18 protein-coding genes are annotated in these 24,565 nt (G+C 71.4%); 5 read left to right on the plus strand and 13 right to left on the minus strand.

From position 1 onward, the window contains the following. Positions 1-156: 156 nt before the first annotated feature. The 10 genes from QQM67_RS26565 to QQM67_RS26610 all read right to left on the minus strand — a co-directional run bounded on the left by QQM67_RS26565 (position 157) and on the right by QQM67_RS26610 (position 14,481). On the minus strand, positions 157-846 hold the full coding sequence (locus tag QQM67_RS26565) for a GHMP family kinase ATP-binding protein (RefSeq protein ID WP_314177221.1): 690 nt from the start codon (positions 844-846) through the stop codon (positions 157-159). 6 nt (positions 847-852) lie between these two features. Continuing rightward, positions 853-3,351: an MMPL family transporter gene (locus QQM67_RS26570; protein ID WP_314177223.1), complete on the minus strand. Its 2,499-nt coding sequence runs from the start codon at positions 3,349-3,351 to the stop codon at positions 853-855. Between the two features lie 435 nt (positions 3,352-3,786). Then, a complete protein-coding gene (gene gatB / locus QQM67_RS26575; RefSeq protein WP_314177224.1) occupies positions 3,787-5,295 on the minus strand; it encodes an Asp-tRNA(Asn)/Glu-tRNA(Gln) amidotransferase subunit GatB in 1,509 nt (502 codons plus the stop codon). A gap of 15 nt (positions 5,296-5,310) precedes the next feature. Then, positions 5,311-5,556 carry a hypothetical protein gene (locus tag QQM67_RS26580; protein WP_314177226.1) on the minus strand — a complete coding sequence of 82 codons (246 nt, stop codon included), beginning with the start codon at positions 5,554-5,556 and terminating at the stop codon, positions 5,311-5,313. Then, on the minus strand, positions 5,553-7,046 hold the full coding sequence (gene gatA / locus QQM67_RS26585; protein ID WP_314177227.1) for an Asp-tRNA(Asn)/Glu-tRNA(Gln) amidotransferase subunit GatA: 1,494 nt from the start codon (positions 7,044-7,046) through the stop codon (positions 5,553-5,555). Before gatA ends, QQM67_RS26580 begins: the two co-directional genes overlap by 4 nt. A 3-nt stretch (positions 7,047-7,049) precedes the next feature. Beyond that, positions 7,050-7,346 (minus strand): Asp-tRNA(Asn)/Glu-tRNA(Gln) amidotransferase subunit GatC, encoded by a 297-nt coding sequence (gene gatC / locus QQM67_RS26590; protein WP_314177229.1) that lies wholly within the window; start codon positions 7,344-7,346, stop codon positions 7,050-7,052. A gap of 644 nt (positions 7,347-7,990) precedes the next feature. Next, positions 7,991-10,291 carry a putative bifunctional diguanylate cyclase/phosphodiesterase gene (locus QQM67_RS26595; protein WP_314177231.1) on the minus strand — a complete coding sequence of 767 codons (2,301 nt, stop codon included), beginning with the start codon at positions 10,289-10,291 and terminating at the stop codon, positions 7,991-7,993. A gap of 256 nt (positions 10,292-10,547) precedes the next feature. Further along, positions 10,548-12,740: an NAD-dependent DNA ligase LigA gene (gene ligA, locus QQM67_RS26600; protein ID WP_314177233.1), complete on the minus strand. Its 2,193-nt coding sequence runs from the start codon at positions 12,738-12,740 to the stop codon at positions 10,548-10,550. 14 nt (positions 12,741-12,754) lie between these two features. Continuing rightward, positions 12,755-13,795 carry a methionine synthase gene (locus tag QQM67_RS26605; RefSeq protein ID WP_314177236.1) on the minus strand — a complete coding sequence of 347 codons (1,041 nt, stop codon included), beginning with the start codon at positions 13,793-13,795 and terminating at the stop codon, positions 12,755-12,757. Continuing rightward, positions 13,792-14,481 carry an SDR family oxidoreductase gene (locus QQM67_RS26610; RefSeq protein ID WP_314177237.1) on the minus strand — a complete coding sequence of 230 codons (690 nt, stop codon included), beginning with the start codon at positions 14,479-14,481 and terminating at the stop codon, positions 13,792-13,794. Before QQM67_RS26610 ends, QQM67_RS26605 begins: the two co-directional genes overlap by 4 nt. Before the next feature lie 155 nt (positions 14,482-14,636). On the opposite strand from QQM67_RS26610, the gene QQM67_RS26615 reads away from it, so the two are divergent. Further along, on the plus strand, positions 14,637-15,752 hold the full coding sequence (locus QQM67_RS26615; RefSeq protein WP_314177239.1) for an ATP-binding cassette domain-containing protein: 1,116 nt from the start codon (positions 14,637-14,639) through the stop codon (positions 15,750-15,752). After that, complete coding sequence (locus QQM67_RS26620; RefSeq protein WP_314177241.1) at positions 15,749-16,606, plus strand: ABC transporter permease; 858 nt, start codon at positions 15,749-15,751, stop codon at positions 16,604-16,606. Before QQM67_RS26615 ends, QQM67_RS26620 begins: the two co-directional genes overlap by 4 nt. Before the next feature lie 54 nt (positions 16,607-16,660). On the opposite strand, the gene QQM67_RS26625 is transcribed toward QQM67_RS26620, so the two are convergent. Then, the gene (locus tag QQM67_RS26625) at positions 16,661-17,185 is read right to left on the minus strand and encodes an LOG family protein (RefSeq protein WP_314177487.1); all 525 of its coding nucleotides are present in this window, start codon (positions 17,183-17,185) and stop codon (positions 16,661-16,663) included. A 22-nt stretch (positions 17,186-17,207) separates the two neighbouring features. Between QQM67_RS26625 and QQM67_RS26630 the strand changes: the two genes are divergently transcribed. Continuing rightward, positions 17,208-19,391: an NAD-binding protein gene (locus QQM67_RS26630; protein ID WP_314177242.1), complete on the plus strand. Its 2,184-nt coding sequence runs from the start codon at positions 17,208-17,210 to the stop codon at positions 19,389-19,391. A 90-nt stretch (positions 19,392-19,481) separates the two neighbouring features. On the opposite strand, the gene QQM67_RS26635 is transcribed toward QQM67_RS26630, so the two are convergent. Further along, the gene (locus tag QQM67_RS26635) at positions 19,482-21,218 is read right to left on the minus strand and encodes a glycine/sarcosine N-methyltransferase (protein ID WP_449657455.1); all 1,737 of its coding nucleotides are present in this window, start codon (positions 21,216-21,218) and stop codon (positions 19,482-19,484) included. 221 nt (positions 21,219-21,439) lie between these two features. Here QQM67_RS26635 and QQM67_RS26640 point away from each other — a divergent pair, with 221 nt between their 5' ends. Next, entirely contained in the window at positions 21,440-22,453 is a 1,014-nt protein-coding gene (locus QQM67_RS26640; protein WP_314177244.1) for a rod shape-determining protein, read from the plus strand. A gap of 71 nt (positions 22,454-22,524) precedes the next feature. On the opposite strand, the gene mnmA is transcribed toward QQM67_RS26640, so the two are convergent. Continuing rightward, entirely contained in the window at positions 22,525-23,745 is a 1,221-nt protein-coding gene (gene mnmA / locus QQM67_RS26645) for a tRNA 2-thiouridine(34) synthase MnmA (RefSeq protein ID WP_399067670.1), read from the minus strand. 135 nt (positions 23,746-23,880) lie between these two features. Between mnmA and QQM67_RS26650 the strand changes: the two genes are divergently transcribed. Next, positions 23,881-24,534 carry an N-acetylmuramoyl-L-alanine amidase gene (locus tag QQM67_RS26650; RefSeq protein WP_314177246.1) on the plus strand — a complete coding sequence of 218 codons (654 nt, stop codon included), beginning with the start codon at positions 23,881-23,883 and terminating at the stop codon, positions 24,532-24,534. Positions 24,535-24,565: the final 31 nt, after the last annotated feature.

Consider the following 24,565-nt stretch of genomic DNA (forward strand, 5'->3'; position numbering starts at 1 on the left):
GTCTTAGGACGTCTCCGCCCAAGGCCCTCCGTACGACCGGACCTCCGTACGGCTCCCGGTTCCGGGCCCGGGAACGGCTGAGCCGCCCGTCGCGGGTCCTCGGACCCGTACCGCCGGGCGGCTCAGCCGATCGTTCCGTCTATCGGTGCGCGGTGGTCACTGCGCGGGCTGCCCGGCGGGGGCGCTGGGCATCTCAGGTGCGGAGGCGAAGAGGTCGAGGTACATGCCGCCCGCGACGAGCAGGCCGATCACGCCCAGGACGAGGCCGCCGAGCGCGACCGCGCTCACCCAGGAGCGCGTCTCGGAGCGCTTGGCGAGAAGCACGAGCAGCACACCGCCCACGAGGACGGCCAGCAGCGCGAAGATCCCGTTGAGGAGAGCGGTGGCGTGCCAGGGCGCGCCGTACAGCGCGTTGATCTGGTCGGCGCCACCGCCGCCGCCCTGCGGGCCCTGCGCGCTGCTCTCGATCTGGCCGATGAGCTGTTTGCGATCGCGCAGCATCTCGCTGAGGGAGGTGCCGGTGATGGAGCACAGGCCCAGCGCGGCGCTGACGACCGCGGCGGCGCCCCCGCCCATCCCGCGGCCGCGTACGGCGGTCGCCTTGGCGGTCTCCTCCTCCGCGTAGCCGTCGTCGTCGTGAATGCCGTCCGAGAGCACCTCGGTACGGGCGTCGTCGTCACGGGCCGTGGCCGTGTCCTCGGCCCCGTCCGCGGACTTGTCTGTGGTCGTGGTCGTGGTCGTGGTCATGGTCGCGGTGTCCTTGCTGGTGGTGTCCTTGCCCGAGTCGGTCTCCGGTGTGGCACCGGCTTCCTCGGTCTTATCGGTCTTGGTCGTCTCAGTAGCCATGGGGCGTCACCGTAGGGGCCGTTTCTGAGAGTCCGATGAGATTTCGGCACGCTGTGCTGGAACCGTTGTGGAGGCGCCCGCGGCGACGGGTTCCTGCACCCCTTCCGGCACGGGTTCGGGGACGGCCTCGGGCTCGATGCTGATGTGCGGAAGCCATCGGTCGATCCAGCGGGGCAGCCACCAGTTGGCGCCGCCCAGCATGTGCATCAGGGCCGGGACGAGCAGCGTGCGCAGGACGAACGCGTCGAGCGCGACCGCCGCGGCGAGTCCGACGCCGAACATCGCGATGATCCGGTCGCCGCTGAGCACGAACGCGCCGAATACCGCGATCATGATGACGGCGGCCGAGTTGATGACCCGGCCCGTCTCGGCCAGCCCGATGCGCACGGATCTGCTGTTGTCGCCGGTCAGACGCCACTCCTCGTACATGCGGCTGACGAGGAAGACCTGATAGTCCATCGACAGCCCGAAGAGCACCGACACCATGATCACGGGCAGGAAGGGCTCGATCGGACCGGAGCCGCCGAGCCCCATCAGCCCGCTGCCCCAGCCCCACTGGAATACGGCGACGACGACCCCGCACGCGGCGGCCACCGCCATGACGTTCATCAGCGCGGCCTTCAGCGGGATTCCGATGCTGCGGAACGCGGCCAGGAGCAGCGCGCAGCCCAGCGAGACCACGACCCCGACGAAGAGCGGCAGCTTCCCGAGGATCACGGAGGCGAAGTCGTCGTGCGCGGCCGTGACTCCGCCGACGCGTACGTCGAGGGAGCTGGAGTCCGTCGCCTCGGGCAGCACGTCCTTGCGCAGGTCCTCCACGAGCTGCGAGGTGCGCTCGGCCTGCGGAGCGCTGTCCGGTACGACCGTGATCACACCGGTGCTGCCGTTGCCGCTCAGCTCACCACCGGAGACGTGGGCGACGCCGTCGACGTCGCGCAGCTTGCCGGGCAGCTCCTCGAAGTCGAGCTTGGCCTTGGCGTCGTGGATCTCGCCGACCAGGGTGAGGGGCCCGTTCGTGCCCGGCCCGAAACCCTCCCCCAGAAGGTCGTAGGCCTGCCGGGTCGTGGTCGTACGCGGATTGCTGCCCTGGTCGGACGTGCCCAGCTGGAGGCCCGTCACGGGAATCGCCAGCACCACCATCACCAAGGCCGCGATCCCGCCGAGCAGCCGAGGGTGGCGCGACACGAAGGCCGACCAGCGCGCGACCGCGCAGGCGCGGACGCGGCGGGCGGGCTTGCGGGGTGCACCGGCGGCGCCCGCCGTGCCCTTTGCGCCGGCTTCGGCCGCCGCACCGCTCTCGTCCGTACTCCCGTCGGCCGCGTGGGTGGCCGCGGTCGCGCAGGGCGTCGCCCCGGACGCGCTGTTCTCGCCGCTCTCGTCCGTCTCGATGTCGTGCAGGTCCGCGGGCTGCTCCGGTCCGTGCTCCGCCAGCCTGCGCCGCTCGCGCCTGCTCAGAGCCCGCTTGCCGATCACGCCGAGCAGCGCCGGCACGAGGGTCACCGAGGAGAGCACCGCGAGCACCACCGTGAGCGAGGCGGCGACGGCGACCCCGTTCAGGAAGCTCAGCTGGAGCACGAGCATGCCCAGGAGGGCTATGCACACCGTCACGCCCGCGAACACGACGGCCCGCCCCGCCGACGCGACGGCGCGCGTCGCCGCCTCCCCGACGGGCATGCCCTCCTTCAGGCCCCGTCGGTGTCTGGTGACGATGAAGAGGGCGTAGTCGATGCCCACGCCGAGCCCGATGAGGGTGCCCAGCATCGGCGCGAAGTCGGCCACCGTCATCACATGGCTGAGCAGCCCGATCCCGAGGATCGCCGTGCCGACGCTGACCAGCGCCGTCACCAGCGGCAGCAGCATCGCCGCCACGGAGCCGAAGGCGACCAGCAGCACCACCGCCGCCACGGCTATGCCGACGGCCTCGCTGAGGTGGCCCTCCTGCTTCTCGGTGAGCGCGATGCCGGGGCCGCCGAGTTCGACGTCCATGCCCGGCACGTCCTCACCGGCGCGGTCCGCCCGGTCGACGACGCGCTGCACGTCCTTCTTGTCGATCTTCTCGACGGGAGCGTCGAAGGTCACCGTGGCGTACGCGGTACGGCCGTCGCCGCTGATGCGGTCCCGCTGTTCCCCGTGGCCGCCACCCGCGCCGCCGTCGCCGGAACCGCCGTACGGGCTCTGCACGGAGGCCACCCCCGGCAGCCGCGCGATGTCGTCGAGGGTCCGGTCCATGGTCTTCTCGACCTGGGTGTCCCGGACCTTGTCCGTGGACGCGTCGGTGCCCTTGCCCGTGTGCCAGACGATGGTGTCGCTGTCGCCCTTGCGGTCGGGGAAGCCCTGGCTGATGAGGGTGTTCGCACGCCCCGACTCGGTGCCCGGCACGTCGTATTTGTTGGAGAAGACCGGGCCGGTGAGAAGGGAAGAGGTGCCGACGCCCAGCAGGACGGCGCACCAGAGAAGGATCACGACGAGACGGCGGCGCAGGCACCAGCGGGCGAGAGCCGTCATATGTGCTTCGACCTCTTCCCGGTGAGCGGGGGCGGGGGCTGTCTCCCGGGTCGGGCATTGCGTGCCGTGGGGCTGCCGAGCGGCGAGTTGCGGGAGCTACATCGTGACGATGTCGTGATGTTCCGTCCTGGCAGCGTGACATCGGAAGAAGATCCTTTGCCACCTTTGTGTTGATGGCCACAAATGGGCCCCTGCTCTGGCGTTACCCCAGGTCAATCACGTACTGCTCACTGTTCCGGGCCTGTGTGCGGATGCGAAATCCGTGCGCCGCCGCGGCAGTTCGCCCCCTGCCGCTCGCCGCTGCCACTGCCGCTCGCCGCTCGCGCTGTGCCCGCCCCGCGCCGCGCCGCGCCGCGCCCGTACCGCAGCGAGGAGGGGCGGCCCGTGCGGACCGCCCCTCCGTCACCGCTGCCGGGCTCGGCCCCGGCTGAGGGCTCAGCCCTCGGCGCCGAGCCTCTCCAGGATCAGCTCCCGCACGCGCGCCGCGTCCGCCTGCCCGCGCGTGGCCTTCATGACCGCGCCCACGAGCGCGCCGGCCGCCTGCACCTTGCCGCCGCGGATCTTCTCCGCGATGTCGGGGTTGCCGGCGATCGCCTCGTCCACGGCGGCGCCGAGCGCGCCCTCGTCCGAGACGACCTTCAGCCCGCGCTTCTCGACGACCTCGTCCGGCGTGCCCTCGCCGTCCAGGACGCCCTCGATGGTCTGCCGCGCGAGCTTGTCGTTGAGCGAGCCCTCCTGGACGAGCGCACAGACCCGGGCGACGTCCTCCGGGCCGATGGGCAGATCCGCGAGGTCCGTGCCCGACTCGTTGGCGCGGCGGGCCAGTTCGCCCATCCACCACTTGCGCGCCTGGTCGGCGGGCGCGCCCGCGTCGACCGTGGCGACGATGAGGCCGACCGCCCCCGCGTTGAGCACGGACTGCATCTCGTGCTGCGAGATGCCCCACTCCTCGCGCAGCCTGTTGCGGCGCACGCGCGGCAGTTCGGGCAGACCGGCCCGCAGTTCCTCGACCCACTCGCGCGGCGGCGCCACCGGCACCAGGTCCGGCTCGGGGAAGTAGCGGTAGTCCTCCGCCTCCTCCTTCACACGGCCGGACGTCGTGGAGCCGTCGTCCTCGTGGAAGTGCCGGGTCTCCTGGACGACCTTCTCGCCCGCCTCCAGCACGGCCGCGTGGCGCTGGATCTCGAACCGGGCGGCACGCTCCACGCTGCGCAGCGAGTTGACGTTCTTCGTCTCGCTGCGCGTGCCGAACGCGGTCTCGCCCTTCGGGCGCAGCGACAGGTTGACGTCGCAGCGCATCTGCCCCATCTCCATGCGGGCCTCGGAGACGCCCAACGCCTTGATGAGCTCGCGCAGTTCGGCGACGTACGCCTTCGCCACCTCCGGCGCGCGCTCCCCCGCGCCCTCGATCGGCTTGGTGACGATCTCGATGAGCGGGATGCCGGCGCGGTTGTAGTCGAGCAGCGAGTGCGAGGCGCCGTGGATGCGGCCCGTCGCACCGCCGATGTGCGTCGACTTGCCGGTGTCCTCCTCCATGTGCGCGCGCTCGATCTCGACGCGGAAGACCTCGCCGTCCTCCAGCTGTACGTCGAGATGGCCGTCGAAGGCGATCGGCTCGTCGTACTGCGAGGTCTGGAAGTTCTTGGGCATGTCCGGGTAGAAGTAGTTCTTCCGCGCGAAGCGGCACCACTCGGCGATCTCGCAGTTGAGGGCGAGACCGATGCGGACCGCGGACTCGACGCCGGCCGCGTTGACGACCGGCAGCGCGCCCGGCAGCCCCAGACACGTCGGGCACGTCTGGCTGTTGGCGTCCGCGCCGAGCGTCGTCGAGCAGCCGCAGAACATCTTCGTCGCGGTGCCGAGCTCCACGTGGACCTCCAGCCCCATCACGGGGTCGTAGGCCGCCAACGCGTCCTCGTACGGCACCAGTTCAGTGACGGTCACGGATTCTCTCGCCTCTCAGTCGTCCGCGAGGACATCGTCGATGTCGAGCCGCCGCAGCTCCCGTACGAGCAGCGCCACGCCCGTGACGATGCCCGCCGCCGAGACGGCGACGTCGATCATCTGGAGCGTGTCGCCCTCGCGGCGGGCCTCCCTGCCGCGCTTGACGGTGCCGACCACCCCGAAGAGGGAGGCCGCGATGGACACGTACATCCCGGTCCGGGACTTCTTGAACCCCTTGGCCTTGTGCAGCTTTCCACTCACAGCGACGGTGCCTCCTCAAGCAGCGGGTGCCCCCAACGTGCCTGGTGGGCGGCCTCCAGGGCCGCACCGACACGATAGAGGCGGTCATCGGCCATGGCCGGGGCGATGATCTGGAGCCCCACCGGCAGGCCGTCCTCCGGGGCCAGGCCGCACGGTACGGACATGGCGGCGTTCCCGGCCAGGTTGGACGGGATGGTGCACAGGTCGGCCAGGTACATGGCCATCGGGTCGTCGGTGCGCTCGCCGATCGGGAAGGCCGTGGTGGGGGTGGTGGGCGAGACCAGCACGTCCACGTCGCCGAAAGCACGCTCGAAGTCGCGGGTGATGAGCGTGCGGACCTTCTGCGCCGAGCCGTAGTACGCGTCGTAGTAGCCCGAGCTGAGCGCGTAAGTGCCCAGCATGACGCGGCGCTTGACCTCGTCGCCGAAGCCCTCCTCGCGGGTCAGCGCGGTGACCTCCTCCGCGGAGTGCGTGCCGTCGTCGCCCACGCGCAGGCCGTAGCGCATCGCGTCGAAGCGGGCGAGGTTGGAGGAGCACTCGGACGGTGCGATCAGGTAGTACGCGGCCAGTGCCTTCGTGAACGAAGGACACGAGACCTCGACGACCTCGGCGCCCAGCTCGCGCAGCAGCTCCACGGTCTCGTCGACGCGCTGGAGCACGCCCGCCTGGTAGCCCTCGCCGCGGAACTCCTTGACGACGCCGACCCGCAGGCCCTCCACGCTGCCGTTGCGGGCGGCCGCCACGACGTCCGGGACGGGCTGGTCGATGGAGGTCGAGTCCAGCTCGTCGTGCCCCGCGATGACGGAGTGGAGCAGCGCCGCGTCGAGGACCGTACGGGCGCATGGGCCGCCCTGGTCGAGGGAGGAGGAGAAGGCGACCATGCCGTAGCGGGAGACCCCGCCGTACGTCGGCTTCACGCCCACGGTGCCGGTCACGGCCGCGGGCTGGCGGATGGAGCCGCCGGTGTCGGTGCCGATGGCGAGCGGCGCCTCGTACGCGGTGATCGCCGCGGATGACCCGCCGCCGGAGCCGCCGGGGACGCGGGTCAGGTCCCAGGGGTTGCCGGTCGGCCCGTACGCGCTGTTCTCGGTGGACGACCCCATGGCGAACTCGTCCATGTTGGTCTTGCCGAGGATGACGACGTCCGCCTCCTTCAGCTTCCGCACCACGGTCGCGTCGTACGGCGGGATCCAGCCCTCGAGGATCTTCGAACCGACCGTCGTGGGCACGCCCTCGGTGGTGAAGAGGTCCTTCACGGCCAGCGGGACCCCGGCCAGCGGGCCGAGCCGCTCACCTCGTACGCGCTTCTCGTCGACCTCGCGGGCCTTGGCGAGCGCGCCCTCGCGGTCGACGTGGAGGAAGGCGTGCACCTTCTCGTCCACGGCGTCGATACGCGCCAGATGGGCCTCGGCGACCTCGACGGCGGTGACCTCGCCGCTCGCGATCCGCTCCGCGGTCTCCGCCGCGGTCAGTCGTGTCAGATCGGCCATGGTTCAGTCCTCCCCCAGGATCTGCGGCACCTTGAAACGCTGCTGTTCCTGTGCGGGGGCGCCCGAGAGCGCCTGCTCGGGGGTCAGGCTCGGCCGGACCTGGTCCGGGCGCATGACGTTGGTGAGCGGCAGCGGGTGGGAGGTCGGCGGTACGTCCTCGTTGGCGACGTCGGAGACGGTGGCGACAGCACCGATGATGTCGTCGAGCTGTCCGGCGAAGTGGTCCAGCTCTTCGTCGTTCAGCTCCAGGCGCGCCAGCCGGGCGAGGTGGGCGACCTCCTCGCGCGAGATGCCAGGCATGCAGCGGTCCTCTGGGTGAGTGTTGGATTTTCCGCCCCAATCCTATGGCTCCCGGGGGCGGGGCCGTGCCGCCGGTCGATTCCGTGCGTGCGCCTCGGTGTGTGGTGGGTGCCGGGTGCGGGCCGCTCCGGGGGTCAGTCCGGACGGCATGATTTACGGCCTTTCGCCCCTCGGAACACCTCCGAACCCTCTGGCTTGCGGGCCGCAAATCACGTTTGAGTCCGGACTCGCCCCCCTGCGCGCCCCGCCCCCTCCCGCCGTCCCGCGACTCTCCCTCGGGGTCCCAAGGGGCAAACCGTTCCCCATAACCACCTGGCCCGGCCGCTCGTACGCGTACGTCCAACCGCCCCCGATCAGGGGCCGGTTGAGGCAGCGGGCGTCGCCGATCCCGTACGGAAGTGAGGAACTGCCAACCGGAGCCACGAACGGAGAGCCGCCGACGGACGGGAGGGGGTGGGACGCGCAGGCGGTGGTTCCGGGAAACTCAAGCGTGATTTGCGGACCGCAAGCCAAAGAGATCAAAACTGTTCCAGGGGCGAAGGCCGTAAATCATGCCTTCCCGGAGCCGCCGCCGGAGCGGCCCGCCCCCGGCACCACGAGACGCACCGGAGGCGAGCACACCGCAACCCGCGGCCGCCAGGCCGCTACTGCACCGGCTGCCAGCCCGTTGGGCGATCCGCGTCGTGGGACTGCGTCGGCCCCGGAGGGCCCGAGGAGCGCGGACCCGAGGAGCGCGGGGTGCCGCCCGTGGAGCCCGGGTGGGAGCGGGTCGAGCCCGCCGCCGACGCCGACGGGCCGCACTCCAACTGCGGCCGCGGACGGGCGCGTTCCAGGGAGTGCGGAACACCGTCGCGCGCCCGCAACCACGCCGTCGTCTCGTCCGGCGGCATCGCCGCCGCCACCAGCCAGCCCTGCACCGCGTCGCAGCCCAGGTCCCGCAGCCGCTCCCACGTCTCGTCGTCCTCGACGCCCTCCGCCACGACCAGCAGCCCCAGCGAGTGAGCGAGATCGACGGTGCAGCGCACGATCTCCGCGTCCTCCGCGTCGACCGCGAGCCGCGCGACGAACGACCGGTCGATCTTCAGCTCGCTCACCGGCAGCCGCCGCAGATGTACGAGCGAGGAGTAGCCGGTGCCGAAGTCGTCCAGCGACATCTTCACGCCGTGCCCGGCCAGCGCCGCGAGCGTGTCCGCGGCCCGCTGCGGGTCCTCCAGCAGCACATGCTCGGTGATCTCCAACTGGAGTGCCCCGGCGGGGACTCCGTGCCGCGCGAGCCGCCCGGCGACGGCGCCCGCGAAGCCGGGGGCGTGGACGTCGCGGGGCGAGACGTTGACGGCGACGGGCACGGTGAGCCCGTCCGAGCGCCACTTGGAGACCTGCGCGAGGGCCGTCTCCAGGACGTACTCGGTGAGCCGCGGCATCAGCCCCGACGTCTCGGCTATCGCGATGAACTCGTCCGGAGGGACGCGCCCGCGCTCCGGGTGCACCCATCGCACGAGCGCCTCCAGACCGGAGACGACGCCGTCGAAGCCGACCTTCGGCTGGTAGTGCAGTTCGACCTCGCCCGCGTCGAGCGCCCGGCGCAGATCCGCCAACAGGCCCAGCCGGTCAGGGGTGTTGCCGTCGCGCGTGGCCTCGTAGACCTCGACGCCCGTACGGTCGCGCTTCGCCTCGTACATCGCGACGTCCGCGCGGCGCAGCAGCCCTTCGGCCTCGCGGGCGTGCTCCGGGAAGACGGCGACGCCCGCGCTGGCCTCCAGGACGAGCGTCAGCCCGTCCAGGTCCAGCGGTGAGCCCAGCGCGGAGACCAGCGTGCGGGCCGCGCGCATCGCGCTGGTGGTGGAGTCGGCCAGCGGCAGCAGCACGGCGAACTCGTCGCCGCCGAGCCGGGCGGCTTCGGCGCCGCGCGGCAGTTCGGCGCGGAGCCGCTCGGCGATCTTCAACAGCAGCCTGTCGCCCGCGAGATGGCCGAGCGTGTCGTTGACCGAGCGGAAGCGGTCGAGGTCTATGAGGACGAGCGCGGATCGGGCCTCGGTGCGGTCCGCCTCGTCCAGCGCGGACCAGGTGCGCTCCAGCAGCCACTGCCGGTTGGGAAGCCCCGTCAGCGGATCGCGCAGCGCCTCCTCGGCGCGTACGCGGGCGATCCACAGCGTCGAGTCCAGCGCGATGAGCGGAACCGCGAACAGCGGCAGCAGGATCGGCCGGTACGCGGCGACCACGGCTATCAGCGGCGATATGCCCAGCAGCGCGACGCCGACGAGGCCCTGGCGCAGCAGCCCCCTGCGCAGCGCGGTGGGCAGCCCCGTCTTGCGCGGGGCGTGCGAGAACCACAACAGCGTGCGCGTGACCACGAGATAGGTGAAGGCGGCCATGACGATCTCGGGCAGCGCGAACAGCCCCCACTCCGCGGGCTTCCAGGGATGCCCGACGGACGGATGGACGCCCACGGCGGCAAGCGAGAGCGCCGCGGCGCCGATGCCGAGTATGTCGCCGGCGCCGTGCACGACCGCCTGTCGCCAGCGCTGGCGGCGTACGGCACCCACCAGCACCACGACGGCGAGGCTGACCAGCACGGCCGGCGTCCAGCCGTAGAGCAGCAGGATCGCCAGCGTGAGCGCGGCGCCCGAACCGGTGCCGCTCCACCAGCGGTCACGCCCCAGGGCGATGAGGTGCCCGACGATCACGCCCGTCAGGACCGCCAGCGACCACCCGGTGACCGCGTCCGGGAACAGGGACCTGCCGTCCGTCGCGACCCGGAAGATGCCCGTAGCGAGAGCGATGCCCGCCCCGACGACGACGAGCGACGGCAGTCCGGGCACCCGCAGCGCTGCGATGCGCTGCACCCACGGCGCGTCCTCCGCTCCGGCCGTGGACCCCGTACTGACGCTCGTGCCGTCGGGCAGGCTGGAGTACGGGGGGCCGTGGCCCCCAGGAATTTCCTGCATGCCCGTCCCTCCGCCGGCCGTCCGTGCCTGCTTCCCCAAACCAGGCACACACATCAACAGTAGGCCGCACACCGCCTCCAGGGCAGCGATCGTTCCGGGTTGGCTGTGCGCGACCCGGCCGATCCAGCCCCTTTCACGCACAACAGCCGATAACAGTGCGGCTTCTGAGTGCATACCCGGGCGCAAACGCACGGGACACCTGTGACGGGCACTCAACAGCGGGAAAACTGTGGTGACTTGACGAGCCCTCAGTGCACTATTCAGGTTGCTTTTCGGCCACTTCGCGTGCCGCGTCCGGTCCTTGCTCCAGAAGAACGGCCAGACCGTCATCGTCCAAAATAGGCACCTTCAACTGGACGGCCTTGTCGTATTTGGACCCAGGGCTCTCTCCCACCACCACGAAGCCGGTCTTCTTCGAAACAGATCCGGTCACTTTCGCACCGCGCTCCTGGAGTGCCTCCTTCGCGCTGTCACGAGTGAGCGTCGCGAGCGTCCCCGTGACGACGACGGTGATCCCCTCCAGAGGACGCGGGCCCGATTCCGCCGAGCCCTCCTCCTCCATGCGCACCCCCGCCGCGCGCCACCGGTCGACGATCTCGCGGTGCCAGTCTTCCGCGAACCACGCCTTGAGCGAGGCCGCGATGGTCGGCCCGACGCCCTCCGTCGCCGCCAGCTCCTCCTCGTCGGCCTCGGCGATCCGGTCCAGCGACCGGAATCCGCGGGCCAGCGCCTCCGCGGCCACCGGGCCGACGTGACGGATCGAGAGCCCCGTGATGATCCGGGCCAGCGGGCGCTCCCTCGCGGCCCGGATGTTCTCCAGCATCGCCAGGGTGTTCTTGCGCGGCTCGCCCTTCTGGTTGGCGAAGAGGGTGACGACCTTCTCCTCGCCCGTCTCCGGATCGCGCTTGGGCAGGCCGCTGTCCGGGTCCAGCACATAGGACTTGATGGGCAGCAGGTCGTCGACCTCCAGGTCGAAGAGGCCGCCCTCGTCCCTCAGCGGCGGCTCGGCGGGCTCCAGGGGCTGCGTGAGCGCCGTGGCCACCACATAGCCGAAGTGCTCGATGTCCAGGCACTTGCGGCCGGCCAGATAGAACAGGCGCTCGCGCAACTGCGCCGGACACGACCGGGCGTTGGGGCAGCGCAGGTCGATGTCGCCCTCCTTCATGGGGCGCAGCGCCGTCCCGCAGTCGGGGCAGTGCTCGGGCATCTCGAATTCCCGCTCGCTGCCGTCCCGCAGGTCGGCCACGGGGCCCAGGATCTCCGGGATCACATCGCCCGCCTTGCGCAGCACGACCGTGTCGCCGATGAGGACGCCCTTGGACCTGACGACCTCCTGGTTGTGCAGGGTGGCGAACTCGACCTCGGAGCCGGCGACCGTGACCGGCTCGACCACCGCATACGGCGTGACCCGGCCCGTACGGCCGACGCCGACGCGGATGTCGACCAGCTTCGTGTTCACCTCCTCCGGTGCGTACTTCCACGCGATCGCCCAGCGCGGTGCGCGCGAGGTGGAGCCCAGGCGCCCCTGGAGCCGCACCTCGTCGAGCTTCACGACCACGCCGTCGATCTCGTGCGCCACCGAGTGGCGGTGCTCGCCGTAGTAGGCGATGAACTCGCGGACGCCATCGAGCCCTTCGACCACCTTCGTGTACTGCGAGGTGGGCAGGCCCCACTCGCGCAGCAGGTCGTAGGCCTTGCTGAGGCTCGGGACGTCGAAGCCCTCGCGGGCGCCGATGCCGTGCACCACCATGTGCAGCGGGCGGGTGGCCGTCACCTTCGGGTCCTTCTGCCGCAGCGAACCCGCCGCCGCGTTGCGCGGGTTGGCGAACGGCTTGTCGCCCGCCTCCACCAGGCGGGCGTTGAGCTCCTCGAAGCGCTCCATCGGGAAGAAGACCTCGCCGCGGACCTCTACCAGCTCGGGGATCCGCTCGCCGCCGAGCCGCTCGGGGATGTCGGCGATGGTGCGGATGTTGGGCGTGATGTCCTCCCCCGTGCGGCCGTCGCCGCGGGTGGCCGCGCGGGTGAGCCTCCCGTGCTCGTACGTCAGGTTGACCGCGAGGCCGTCGATCTTCAGCTCGCACAGGAAGTGGTGCCGCACGCCCTCCAGTTCGCGCTCGACGCGCTCGGCCCACTCGCCCAGCTCCTCGTCGTCGAAGGCGTTGTCGAGCGACAGCATCCGCTCCCGGTGGGCGACTTCGGTGAACTCCGTCTCGTACTGCCCCGCGACCTTCTGCGTCGGCGAGTCGGGCGTGACCAGCTCCGGATGCTCCGCCTCCAGCCCCTCCAGCTCGCGCAGCAGGCGGTCGAACTCGGCGTCGCTGACGACCGGTGCGTCCCGCACGTAGTACCGGAAGCGGTGCTCCTCGATCTGCTCAGCCAGAAGCCGATGCCGCTCCCGCGCCTGTGAGGGCACTGCCGCGGGCGCTGGCGTTCGCTCTTTGCCGGCCACCGTCTCGTCTCCCGTCACTCAGGGTCGTCGGCGAGGGATCTCGCCGCGCGGACGCAGTGGGCGAGCGCCGCGCGCGCATACGCGGGCGAGGCACCCGCCATACCGCACGCCGGGGTGACCACGACCGACTCCGTGAGGAGGGCCGGTGACAGCCCGAGCCTGCGCCACAGCGATCTGACACCACTGACGCTACCGGCAGGGTCTGACAGTCCGCCCGGAGGCGGCCCGTCTCCCGGCACCACCCCGGCGAAGAGCACCGTGCCGCCCTCGACGGCCTCGCCGATCGCGTCGTCCTCACGCTCGGTGAGGAGCCGGGTGTCGAAGGAGACGGCGGCGGCCCCCGCGCGGCGCAGCAGCGCGAAGGGCGGACTCGGCGCGCACGAGTGCACGACGACCGGCACGTCCTCCGCCTCGCACATGCCGGCGATCTCCCGCAGGGCCCCCTCGACCACGGCGCGGTCGACCGCGCCGTGGCTGCGGTATCCGCTCGCCGTGGGCACCCGGCCGAGCAGCACGGCCGTCAACATCGGCTCGTCCAGCTGGAGTACGGGCCGTGCGCCGGGCACCCTGCGCCGTACGTCCGCCAGATGCTCCCGCAGCCCCTCGGCGAGGGACGCCGTCACATCGCGGCACGCGCCGGCGTCGCCGAGCACGGCCTCGCCGTTGCGCCGTTCCAGGGTCGCGGCCAGCGTCCACGGGCCGACCGCGGAGACCTTCACGGCTCGGCGCCCGGTCTCGCCGGAGTCCTTCTGCGTGAACTCCTCCAGGGCGTCCAGGTCTTCGCCCATCCACGACCGGGCCCGCCGGGTGTCGCGTCCGGGCCGGTCGGCGATCCGCCAGCCGCTGGGTTCGAGGTGTACGTACAGCTCCGCGAGCAGTCCCGCCGTGCGGCCGGTCATGTCGGCGCCGGGTCCGCGCGCCGGCAGCTCCGGGAGGAAGGGGAAGGCCTCCAGCGTTCCGGTGACGGTACGGGCCGCCTCGCGCGCGTCCTCCCCGGGCATCGAACCGATCCCGGTGGCCGCGGCAAGGCCCCACACATGGCCTTCCGCGCTCATCCGCCCGGCCTCACCGTCAGGTCGGTGACCTCCGCGCCGCGCGGCAGGTCCAGCGCCGTCAGCAGGGTCGTCGCGACGGCGTCGGGGGTGATCCAGCGGGCCGGGTCGTACTCCTTGCCCTCCTGGCGGTGCACCTTCTCCTGCATGGGCGTCGCGGTGCGCCCGGGGTAGACGGACGTGACGCGAACGCCGTTGCCGCCCTCCTCGGCGCGCAGGGCGTCCGCGAGCGCCTTCAGGCCGTGCTTGGACGCCGCGTACGCGGACCACTGCGGATTGGCGCGCAGCCCCGCCCCGGAGTTGACGAAGAGCACGTGCCCGCGGGCCAGGCGCAGCTGCGGCAGCAGCAGGCGGGTCAGCTCGACGGGCGCGACGAGGTTCGCGGCGAGGGTCTGGTTCCAGACCTTGGCGCTCAGCTCGCCGACGCCGCCCAGCTCCACCACGCCCGCGATGTGGTGCAGCGAGTCCAGCCGGTCCGGCAGGTCCTGCTGGCTCAGGGCCCACGAGAGGCGCTCGGGCTCGCCGAGGTCGCCGACGACCGTACGGGCCCCCTCGAAGCGCTCCTTCAGCTCCCTGGCCCGGCCGGCGTCGCGCGCCAGCAGCCACAGTTCGTCGCCGCGGTCGAGAAGCCGCCGCGTCACGGCGGCGCCGATGCCCGAACCGGCACCGGTGATCAGATGCGTTGCCATGCCCCCATCGTCTCCCAGGCGCACGGCGCCCCACGATCCGGTGGCCCGCCGGGGTGGTTGCGATGAGTTTCCACCGCCGCCGGGGTCTGATCGCAAGGAGCCGGGCGGCACCTCTCGTACGTGCGTCCGGGACAGCGCGGACGTGGGAGGCAGCGATGCCGGCGGACACGACGACGGCGAAGGACGGCGGCACCCCGGCGATCGAGACGTCGGGCCTAGTGAAGGTCTTCGGTGAGAACCGGGCGGTCGACGGCATCGACCTGCGCGTCCCGGCCGGTTCGGTCTACGGGGTGCTCGGCCCCAACGGCGCCGGCAAGACGACCGCCGTGAGGATGCTGGCCACGCTGCTGCGACCGGACGGCGGCGAGGCGCGCGTCTTCGGGCACGACGTGCAGCGCGAGCCGGCCGCCGTACGGGCGCGGGTCGGCCTCACCGGGCAGTACGCCTCCGTCGACGAGGACCTGACCGGCGAGGAGAACCTCGTGCTGCTGGCGCGGCTGACCGGCTACGCCAAGCCCGCCGCGCGGAAGAGGGCGGCGCGGCTGCTGGCGGCGTTCGGCCTCGGCGACGCGGCCAGGCGCCAGGTCAAGCACTACTCGGGCGGCATTCGGCGGCGCATCGACATCGCGGCGAGCATCCTCAGCACGCCCGATCTGCTCTTCCTCGACGAGCCGACCACGGGCCTGGACCCGAGGAGCCGCAGCCAGGTGTGGGACATCGTGCGGGCGGTCGTCGCACAGGGCACCACGGTGCTGCTGACCACCCAGTACCTGGACGAGGCGGATCAACTCGCGGACCGCATCGCGGTCGTGGACCACGGCAGGGTCATCGCCGAGGGCACGCCCGGGCAGTTGAAGTCGTCCGTCGGCGCGGGCTCGGTGCATCTGCGGCTGCGCGACGCGGGACAGCGCGCGGAGGCACGCCAGGTGCTCGCCCATGCGCTGGCCGCCCATGTGCAGCCGGAGAGCGACCCGTTGGCGCTGACGGCCCGCGTTCCCGGGGACGGCACGGAGAGCGGCGCGGCCGGACAGGCCGCACGGGCGCTGGCCGAACTCACCCGCTGCGGAATCGCCGTCGACCACTTCTCGCTGGGGCAGCCCAGCCTCGACGAGGTCTTCCTGGCTCTCACGGACCGGCCCGCCCACGGCGCGGCCCACGCGGCCGCCGAAGGCGCTCACGGCTCCGGGGACCCGGTCGGCACTCGGCACGCAGACCACCCGCTGCACACAACTGCCGCAGCAGCGGCCCCCGCAGAGGAGACGAGACGATGAGCACCGCGCCCGCACGTCCCCGTACCCCCGCTCCCCGCTCCGCCACGACGCCGCCCGGCGGCCTGCCCGCCGCGCTGCTCGCCGGAAAGAGACCGCCGCGGCCGAGCGCCCCGTCCGTCTGCCTGGCCTTCGGCTGGCGGGCGATGCTGAAGATCAAGCACGTGCCGGAGCAGCTCTTCGACGTCACCGCGTTCCCGATCATGATGACGCTGATGTTCACGTACCTCTTCGGCGGTGCGCTGGCGGGCTCGACGGGCGAGTACCTCCAGTTCCTGCTGCCGGGGATCATGGTGATGAGCGTCGTGATGACCACCATGTACACGGGCGTCTCGGTCAACACCGATATCGAGAAAGGGGTGTTCGACCGCTTCCGCACGCTGCCGATCTGGCGGCCGGCGCCGATGGTCGGCTATCTGCTCGGGGACGCGTTCCGCTACACCGTGGCCTCGCTGGTGATCCTGGCCGTCGGGCTGCTGCTCGGCTTCCGTCCGGCCGGCGGCGTGCCGGGGGTCGTGGCGGGGATCGCGCTGCTGGTCGCGTTCTCCTTCGCCTTCTCCTGGCTGTGGACGATGTTCGGGCTGCTGCTGCGCACGGAGAAGTCCGTGATGGGCGTCAGCATGATGGTGCTTTTCCCGCTCACCTTCCTCAGCAACATCCTCGTGGAGCCGAGGACCATGCCGGGGTGGCTCCAGGCGTTCGTCGAGGTCAACCCGGTCACACACCTCGTCGCGGCGGTACGGGGGCTGATGGACGGCGGCTGGCCGGGCGCCGAGGTCGGCTGGACGCTCGGCGCGGCGGCGATCCTGATCGCGGTGTTCGGGACGCTGACGATGCGGCTCTACAACCGCAAGTAGGGGGCGGCAGGCAGGAGTCGGCGGCACGGTCGCGGCTCACGCGCCACCGTGGGCTCACGACTCCAGCAGCCGCAGCGCGCCCTCGGCGTCGTCCGCGAAGGCCACCAGCTCGGACAGCGGCAGCGGCAGGAAGCCCTCCGCCTCCATGCGGGCGAGCTGCTGCCGGAGGCCGTCGTAGTAGCCGGCGGTGTTCAGCAGTACGACGGGCTTGGCGTGCAGTCCGTGCTTCTTCAGTTCGAGGATCTCCGTGGCCTCGTCCAGGGTCCCGGTGCCGCCCACCATGATGAGGATTGCGTCGGCGCGCTCCAGGAGAAGGGCCTTCCGCTCGGCGAGCGTCGCGGCGACGATCATCTCGTCGGCGTTCTCACGCGCCTTGCTCTGGAGGAACTCCACGGAGATGCCCACCAGCCGTCCCCCGGCTCCCTGGACGCCGTCGGCGACGACCTTCATCAGCCCGACATCCGATCCGCCCCACACCAGGGAATGTCCCCGGCTGCCGATAAGCTCGGCGAAATCGCGCGCCGACTCCGTGTAAACGGCGGCGAGTTCGGCCGCGGAGCAGAAGACGCAGATGTTCAAGGGGGAACTGTCCTTGGAGACCATGGACAGCAGCCTAGGCCGCGGCCTTCGCGGGCACATGGTGGTCTGCGGGGACAACGCGCTCGCGCAGCGGATCACCCAGGAGCTCGGCACCGTCTACGGCCAGCATGTGACGGTCGTCCTGCCGTCGCTGCGCGGCGGGAGCCACGGCCCGCAGATCGCCGGGCTCACCGGCAGGCACGGGCTGTCCGTGGAGGTGGTCGAGGCGCGCGTCCCCGACGACGACGCGCTCGTACGGGCGGGCATCGAGCGGGCCAGCGCGCTCGCGCTGACCTCCGGCGACGACCAGCTGAACATCTACATCGCGCTGCGGGCACGGCGGCTCAACCCCCGAGTGCGGCTCGTCATCCGGATGTTCAACCGCAATCTGGGGCAGTACCTGGCGGACCTGCTCGACCGCGCGGCGCGGCTGAACGGCCCGCGGCAGCGCGGCGGTCGGGCACGGGACGAGCCGGTGGACGCGACGACGACGGTGCTCTCCGACTCCGACACCGCCGCGCCCTCGATCGTCGCAGCGGCGGTCGTCGGCAGCGACAAGGTGCTGTATGCGGACGGGCTGCTGCTGCGCGCGAAAGAGCGCACGCTGCGCACCGTCGACCGCCGCAACCCGCTGTGCACGCTGGCGCTGATGCCCGCGACGGAAGACACCGAGCAGGGCGAGGGCGCGTCCGACGACAGCGACGGCGAGAGCGAGAGGGAGAGCGAGAGCGACGACGATACGAGCGGCCGCGGCGACGTCACCGGTGGCGGCAGCGGCACGGACGGCGGCGGTACGAGCGACGGCACCGCCGCCAGCGGTACGAGCGGCAGCGGCACGGACGGCGACGCCGCCGGTGCTGCCGCCCCCGAACCGTCCGCGGCCCACGGCGGCAGGCACGCCGGCCGGGGCCACCGGTCACCGGCCGGGAGCGGCCGGCCCGCCGGCTCCGGCCCCGTATTGCTCCCGGACGAGGAGGACTTGAGCGGTCTGCCGCCGGAGCGCGAGGCCGTCGTGCTGGAGGCCATCACCCGCAGGCGCAGCAGCGCCGCGGCCGTGCGCGCCTCGCGGCTGCCGCGGATGCTGGCCTTCAAGGAGCTGTTCTCGCGCCGTCTGCGGTACTCGCTGCTGGCCATGACGGGCGTCGTGCTCGCACTCGCCACCGTGAACTGGATCATCAGCCGCGAATCCCCGCTGCACGCCGGGTACGTGACGCTCCTCGACCTCTTCGCCATCAACGAGCCCAATCTGCGGGAGCCTCCGGGCGAGCAGATCCTGCAACTCCTCGCCGGGCTGGCCGGGATGATGCTGCTGCCCCTGCTGCTCGCGGTGGTCCTGGAGAGCTACGGCTCGTTCCGCAAGGCCGCGGCCCTGCCGACGCCGCCGCGCGGAATGTCCGGGCACGTGGTGCTGGTCGGGCTCGGCAAGGTCGGCAAGCACGTGCTGGAGCGGCTGCTGGAGCTGAACATCCCCGTCGTGTGCATCGAGCAGAACGACGAGGCGCGCGGCATCGCCCTCGCCCGCCGGCGGCGCGTGCCCACGCTGATCGCCGACGTCACCGACGACGGCGTCCTGGAGGAGGCGAAGATCAAGCGCAGCCGCGCGCTGCTCGCCCTCACGAGCACCGACGGCATCAACCTGGAGGCGTCGCTCAACGCGCGCCAGATCAAGCCCGAACTCCGCGTCGTGATGCGCCTGTTCGACGACGCCTTCGCCGCGACGGTCTACCGCACGCTCCGCGACACCTACCCCGCGGCGCAGACCCGCAGCCGCAGCGTCTCCGCTCTCGCGGCACCCGCGTTCGCCGGGGCGATGATGGGCCGGCAGGTGCTCGGTGCGATCTCGGTGGGCCGCAGGGTGCTGGTCTTCGCCGCCGTCGACGTACGGGGGAACCCGCTGCTGGAAGGGCGCACCGTCGAGCAGGCGTTCCATGCCGAGGCCTGGCGTGTGGTCGCTCTCGACACCGCCTCGGAGGGCGAGCGGCAGCAGGACCTGTCAGGCGCCTCGTCCGTCTCCGTGTCGTCCACGGGCGCGGGAGAGCTGGAGTGGCGCCTGCACCCGGGGTACGTCCTCCAGGGCGGCGACCGCGTGGTCGTCGCCGCCACGCGCCGGGGCCTGAGCAGACTGCTCGCGGCCGGTCCCGAGCGGGTCAGGCCGCGCATCCCCGGCACCGGGGAGCTCCGGCTGCCGGACCCGCGCACGCCGTGAACTCCCCGAAGGGAGGCCCCCCTCCGCATGCGAGGGGGACCGTGTCCCGCCCCCGAGGGGGAGGGCGGGAACAGACAGCAAAATCGTTTCTCAAAGCCTGAAGTGGAAGATCCCCCAGGTGAGTTGACGCTTGTTGCCGCCGTTGACCCAGTGTGCGAGGCCCTTCTTCATGTTGGTGAGGTACTCCGAACTCACCTTGCCGGCAAGCCCGTCCTTCCCCTCGGCCTCCTGCCGCTCGGTCTCCTCCAGCACGCGCCCGTAGTGGTTCACGAGCTGCTCGCGGTGCTCCTCGAAGCCGCCGCTGCTGGCCGCGCTGAAGCCGAGTCGCGCGAGCTCGCGCCGGTAGAAGCCCGGCGAGCCCATCGTGTCGAGATGGATGCGCTCCAGGATCGGCTGGAGTACGGCCGTCGACGTGCCGTCCGCCGCCATCGGGTCCGTGAAGACGAGCTGTCCGCCCGGCTTGAGCACGCGCGTGACCTCCTCCAGCACCCGCGTGCGGTTGCCGCTGTGCAGGAACGCGTCCTGCGACCAGACGACATCGACGCTGTCGTCGGGGCAGGGGATGCTCTCGAACGAGCCGTCCACCACCTCGACCTTGTCGGTGAGGCCGCGCTGGGCGTTCAGTTCACGGTTCCGCTCGTTCTCGACCTCGCTGAGGTTGAGCGCGATCACGTGGCAGCCGTACGTCTCGGCCACGTAGCGCGCGGAACCGCCGAAGCCCGCGCCGAGGTCGAGCACGACCTTCGACTCGTCCAGGTCGAGCTTCTCCGACATCCGCTGCACCGTGCGGCGGCTGGCGTCCGCGATGGGCTCATCGGAGCTCTCGTACAGACCGATGTGGATGTCCTCGCCGCCCCACACGGAGGCGTAGAACTCGTCGGCGTCGGACGAGTTGTAGTACGTACGGGCGGTGCTGACGGCGGCCGAGTAGGCGCCACCGCCCTCCTCGTCCATGCGGTACTCCTTCTCCGCCACATGCACGAAGAAGTCCGGCTGTTCCTCACGGTACGTGTGCTGGAAGTCGCCGTAGGTTTCGATGTGCTGGAATCCCACCTCGGACATGAGCCGCCGCGTGTAATCCTTCCGCAGCGGGAACATGTTGAGGTGATAGACGGAGTTGTCGGGGAAGTTGTACCGCATGCGGCACAATCCCTCGTCCAGATACTCGGGTTCGACCGCGACGTCCTCGCCGCAGTAGTAGTACGTGTGCTTGCTGGAGAATCCGCGGTCCAGCATCGCGTCGTAGTTGCGCTGGTCCAGGATGAGCACACCGTCGTGCTTCAGCATCGCGTAGAACTCGGCCAGCGCCTTGCGGCGGTCACGCTCCGAGAACAGGTGCGTGAACGAGTTGCCGAGGCAGACGATGGCGTCGTACTCCCCGTGCACGTCCCTGTTGAGCCAGCGCCAGTCCGCCTGGACGACGCGGAGTATGTGGCTTCCGTTCTCCATTCCGTTCTTGAATGCCTTCGACAGCATGTCCGCACTGCCGTCCGCACTGACGGCATCGAAACCTGCTTCGAGCAGTCGCACCGAGTGGAACCCGGTTCCCGTGGCGACGTCGAGCACACTCTTCACGCCCCGCTTGCGCAGCAGGTCTATGAAGAAATTGCCCTCACTGTGTGAGCGCTTTTCCCAGTCGATGAGAGAGTCCCATTTGTCGACGAAGCTGGGGACGTATTCCTCCGTGTAGTGGCCGGTGTCCCGGACGTCGACGGGGTTCTCTCCGAATTCCTGCGTCGGTCGCGCGGTAATGGGGTACCTCCGATTGCTGAGAGGGTGGCCTACGGCGCGGCCGACCCGGGACGCCAAGGCTTCAGTCACGGGCACCGCGCCCTCGGACTCCAGCGCATAGCTATCCACTCAGGCCCGGGTCTATGCCACCGAACCGAACGGTCGGCTCCTTGTTCGACCGTGAACCGCACCCCCACCAGCGGCTTTGCGATCTGAGGTTTCCGGAGGCCGAGTTGTCCCGAAACCAGGACAGTTGGGTATGCTGCGAGGCCAGCGAGACAATTCGGCACACCCTGCACCGAACACGGCGAGAACACATGGCAAAGAGCACCTCGTTCAGCACGCGTGACATCGGCATAGACCTTGGCACCGCCAACACGCTGGTGTACGCGCGCGGACGCGGCATCATCCTCAACGAACCGTCCGTCGTGGCGGTCGAGTCGCGCACCGGAAAAGTGCTCGCCGTGGGCAGCGAAGCGAAACAGGCAGTGGGCCGTACTCCGGGCTCCATCACCGCCACCCGGCCCCTCAAGGGCGGCGTCATCACCGATTTCGAGGCCACCGAGGGAATGCTGCGGCATTTCATCAGAGCGGCGAGAGTCGGGCGCGGCAGAGGCCCGCGGGTCGTCGTCTGCGTGCCGAGCGGTGTGACGGGCGTCGAGCGCCGTGCGGTTCTCCAGACGGCGGCCCGGGCCGGGGCGCGTTCCGTGCACCTCATCGAGGAGCCCATGGCGGCGGCTATCGGCGCCGGGCTGCCCGTGCACGAGGCGCGCGGCTCGATGGTCGTCGACATCGGCGGCGGCAGCACAGAGGTCGCGATCATCTCCCTCGGCGGCACGGTCGTCACGCACTCCGCACGCGTCGCCGGCGACGCGCTGGACGCGGCGATCGCGTCGTACATCGAGCAGAACTTCGCCATGGGCGTGGGCGAACGCACCGCGGAGGACGTCAAGATGTCGCTGGGCAGCGGCGTTCCGACGCCGGTCCGCGGCCGGGACAAGGAGACCGGCATGCCCAAGACGGTGGAGCTGAGCGAGGAGGCGATCCGCGAGGCGACGGAGAAGCCCGTCGCGGCGATCGTCGACGCGGTGCGCGCCGCGTTCGACGCGTGCCCCCCGGAGCTCTACGGCGACATCATGGAGCGCGGCATCGTCCTCACCGGCGGCGGAGCGCTGCTGCACGGCCTGGACGAACGGCTGGCGAAGGAGACGGGCATGCCGGTCTTCGTCGCCGAGGAGCCGCTGAGCTGCGTGGCGGTGGGCACGGGCCGCTGCCTTGAGGAGTTCGACAAGCTGGAGAAGGTCTTCAGCGGAACGGTCCACGGGGCGTAGCCCACTGCGGCGGGGCCCCGGGCTCCGGCGCCGGGTGCCCCGCACCGTCCTCGGGCCGAACCCGGGCCCCGTCAGGCGTGATTGACCCCTTCCCCCAGAGCCTTCGCCCTGGGCGGTGCGCCCAGCCGCGCCCTCTCCGTCGAGGCGATCGTCGCGGAGCCGATGACACGCGTGCCGTCGTAGAGCACGATCGCCTGGCCCGGGGCCACTCCGCGCACCGGTTCGGTGAAGCGGACGCGCAACTCCGTGCCGTCCGCGGCCGGTTCGGCACTGACCTCCGTCTCGCCGCCGTGTGCGCGCAGTTGGGCGGTGTACGTGCCGGGGCCCGCCGGTGCCGTGCCGCACCACCGCGGCCTGACGGCCGTCAGGCCCGCCACGTCGAGCGAGGCGGCCGGGCCGACGGTGACGGTGTTGTCCACCGGCGAGATGTCCAGCACGTACCGCGGCTTGCCGTCCGGCGCCGGGTGCCCGAGGCGCAGCCCCTTGCGCTGGCCGACGGTGAAGCCGTACGCGCCCTCGTGGGTGCCGAGCTTCTGCCCGTCCTCGTCGAGGATGTCGCCCTCGGAGGTGCCGAGCCGGCCGGCGAGGAAGCCCTGGGTGTCGCCGTCGGCGATGAAGCAGATGTCGTGGCTGTCGGGCTTCTTGGCGACGGCCAGGCCGCGCCGCTCCGCCTCCTCCCGGATCTCGCCCTTGCTCGTGAGCGTGTCGCCGAGGGGGAACATCGCGTGGGCGAGCTGCCGGGCGTCCAGCACGCCCAGGACGTAGCTCTGGTCCTTGGCGGCGTCGCTCGCGCGGTGGAGTTCGCGGGTGCCGTCGCCGCGGGTGACGATCGTGGCGTAGTGGCCCGTGCACACCGCGTCGAAGCCGAGCGCCAGCGCCTTGTCCAGCAGCGCCGCGAACTTGATCTTCTCGTTGCAGCGCAGGCAGGGGTTGGGGGTACGGCCCGCCTCGTACTCCGCGACGAAATCCTCCACGACATCCTCGCGGAAGCGCTCGGCCAGGTCCCACACGTAGAACGGGATGCCGATGACGTCGGCGGCGCGGCGGGCGTCGCGCGAGTCCTCGATCGTGCAGCAGCCGCGGGCGCCCGTACGGAACGACTTGGGGTTGGCCGAGAGGGCCAGGTGCACCCCGGTGACGTCGTGGCCCGCCTCTGCGGCGCGAGCGGCGGCGACGGCGGAGTCCACGCCGCCGGACATGGCTGCGAGGACGCGCAGCCTGGGGCCTCCTCCCGCCGGAGGCCGGGAGAGGCTCGTGGTGTCGGGCCGGGGGCTGCCGGAAGCGTCAGTCATAACTCATCCAGAGTAGACGGAACGGACCGGCGGACCGTACGCGAGGACGGGTCCGGACGTACGGGAAGGCGGGGCGCCGGCCCCCAAGTCCCGTCCAGCGGAACCGGGACGGCGGCCACGCGCGTTTGCACAGTCATGGCATCCATATCGCGGCGCGCTCTGCTCATCGGCGGCGGCAGTGGCGTGGCGCTGGCCACCGCGGCCGCTGTGACCTGGGACACGACGTCGCGCCTGTGGTGGCGGCTGCCGGGTGTCGACAAGCAGCGCAAGGAGGGCGAGGTCGATCAGCCGGGCGTGCGCTGGATCGCGGCGTCGGAGGCGAACCTCCGCTTCGCGGACCGTCCCGACGACTACGTCATCGACCGCGTCGTGATCCACGTGACCGAGAGCGACTTCCGTACGGCCGTGAAGGTCTTCCGCGACCCGCTGCACGCCGCCGCCTCCCACTATCTGGTGCGGGCGAGCGACGGGCGGACGGTGCAGATGGTGCGCGAACTGGACGTCGCCTACCACGCGGGGAACCGCGGCTGGAACGAGCGCAGCATCGGCATCGAGCACGAGGGCTTCGTGAACCGCCCGCAGAACTTCACCGAGGCGATGTACCGCTCCTCCGCGCGCCTCACCGCCCGGATATGCGAGCGGTACCGCATCCCCGTCGACCGCGAGCACATCGTCGGGCACAACGAGGTCCCGGGCGCCGACCACACCGACCCGGGCCCGCACTGGGACTGGAAGCGCTATATGCGCTACGTACGGGAGGCGCGCGGAGACCGGGCCGGAAGGGCCTGAGCGGCCGGCCCGGCCCGCGCCCTCCCCCGCC

Source organism: Streptomyces winkii (assembly GCF_032248595.1).
GTDB lineage: Bacteria > Actinomycetota > Actinomycetes > Streptomycetales > Streptomycetaceae > Streptomyces > Streptomyces winkii.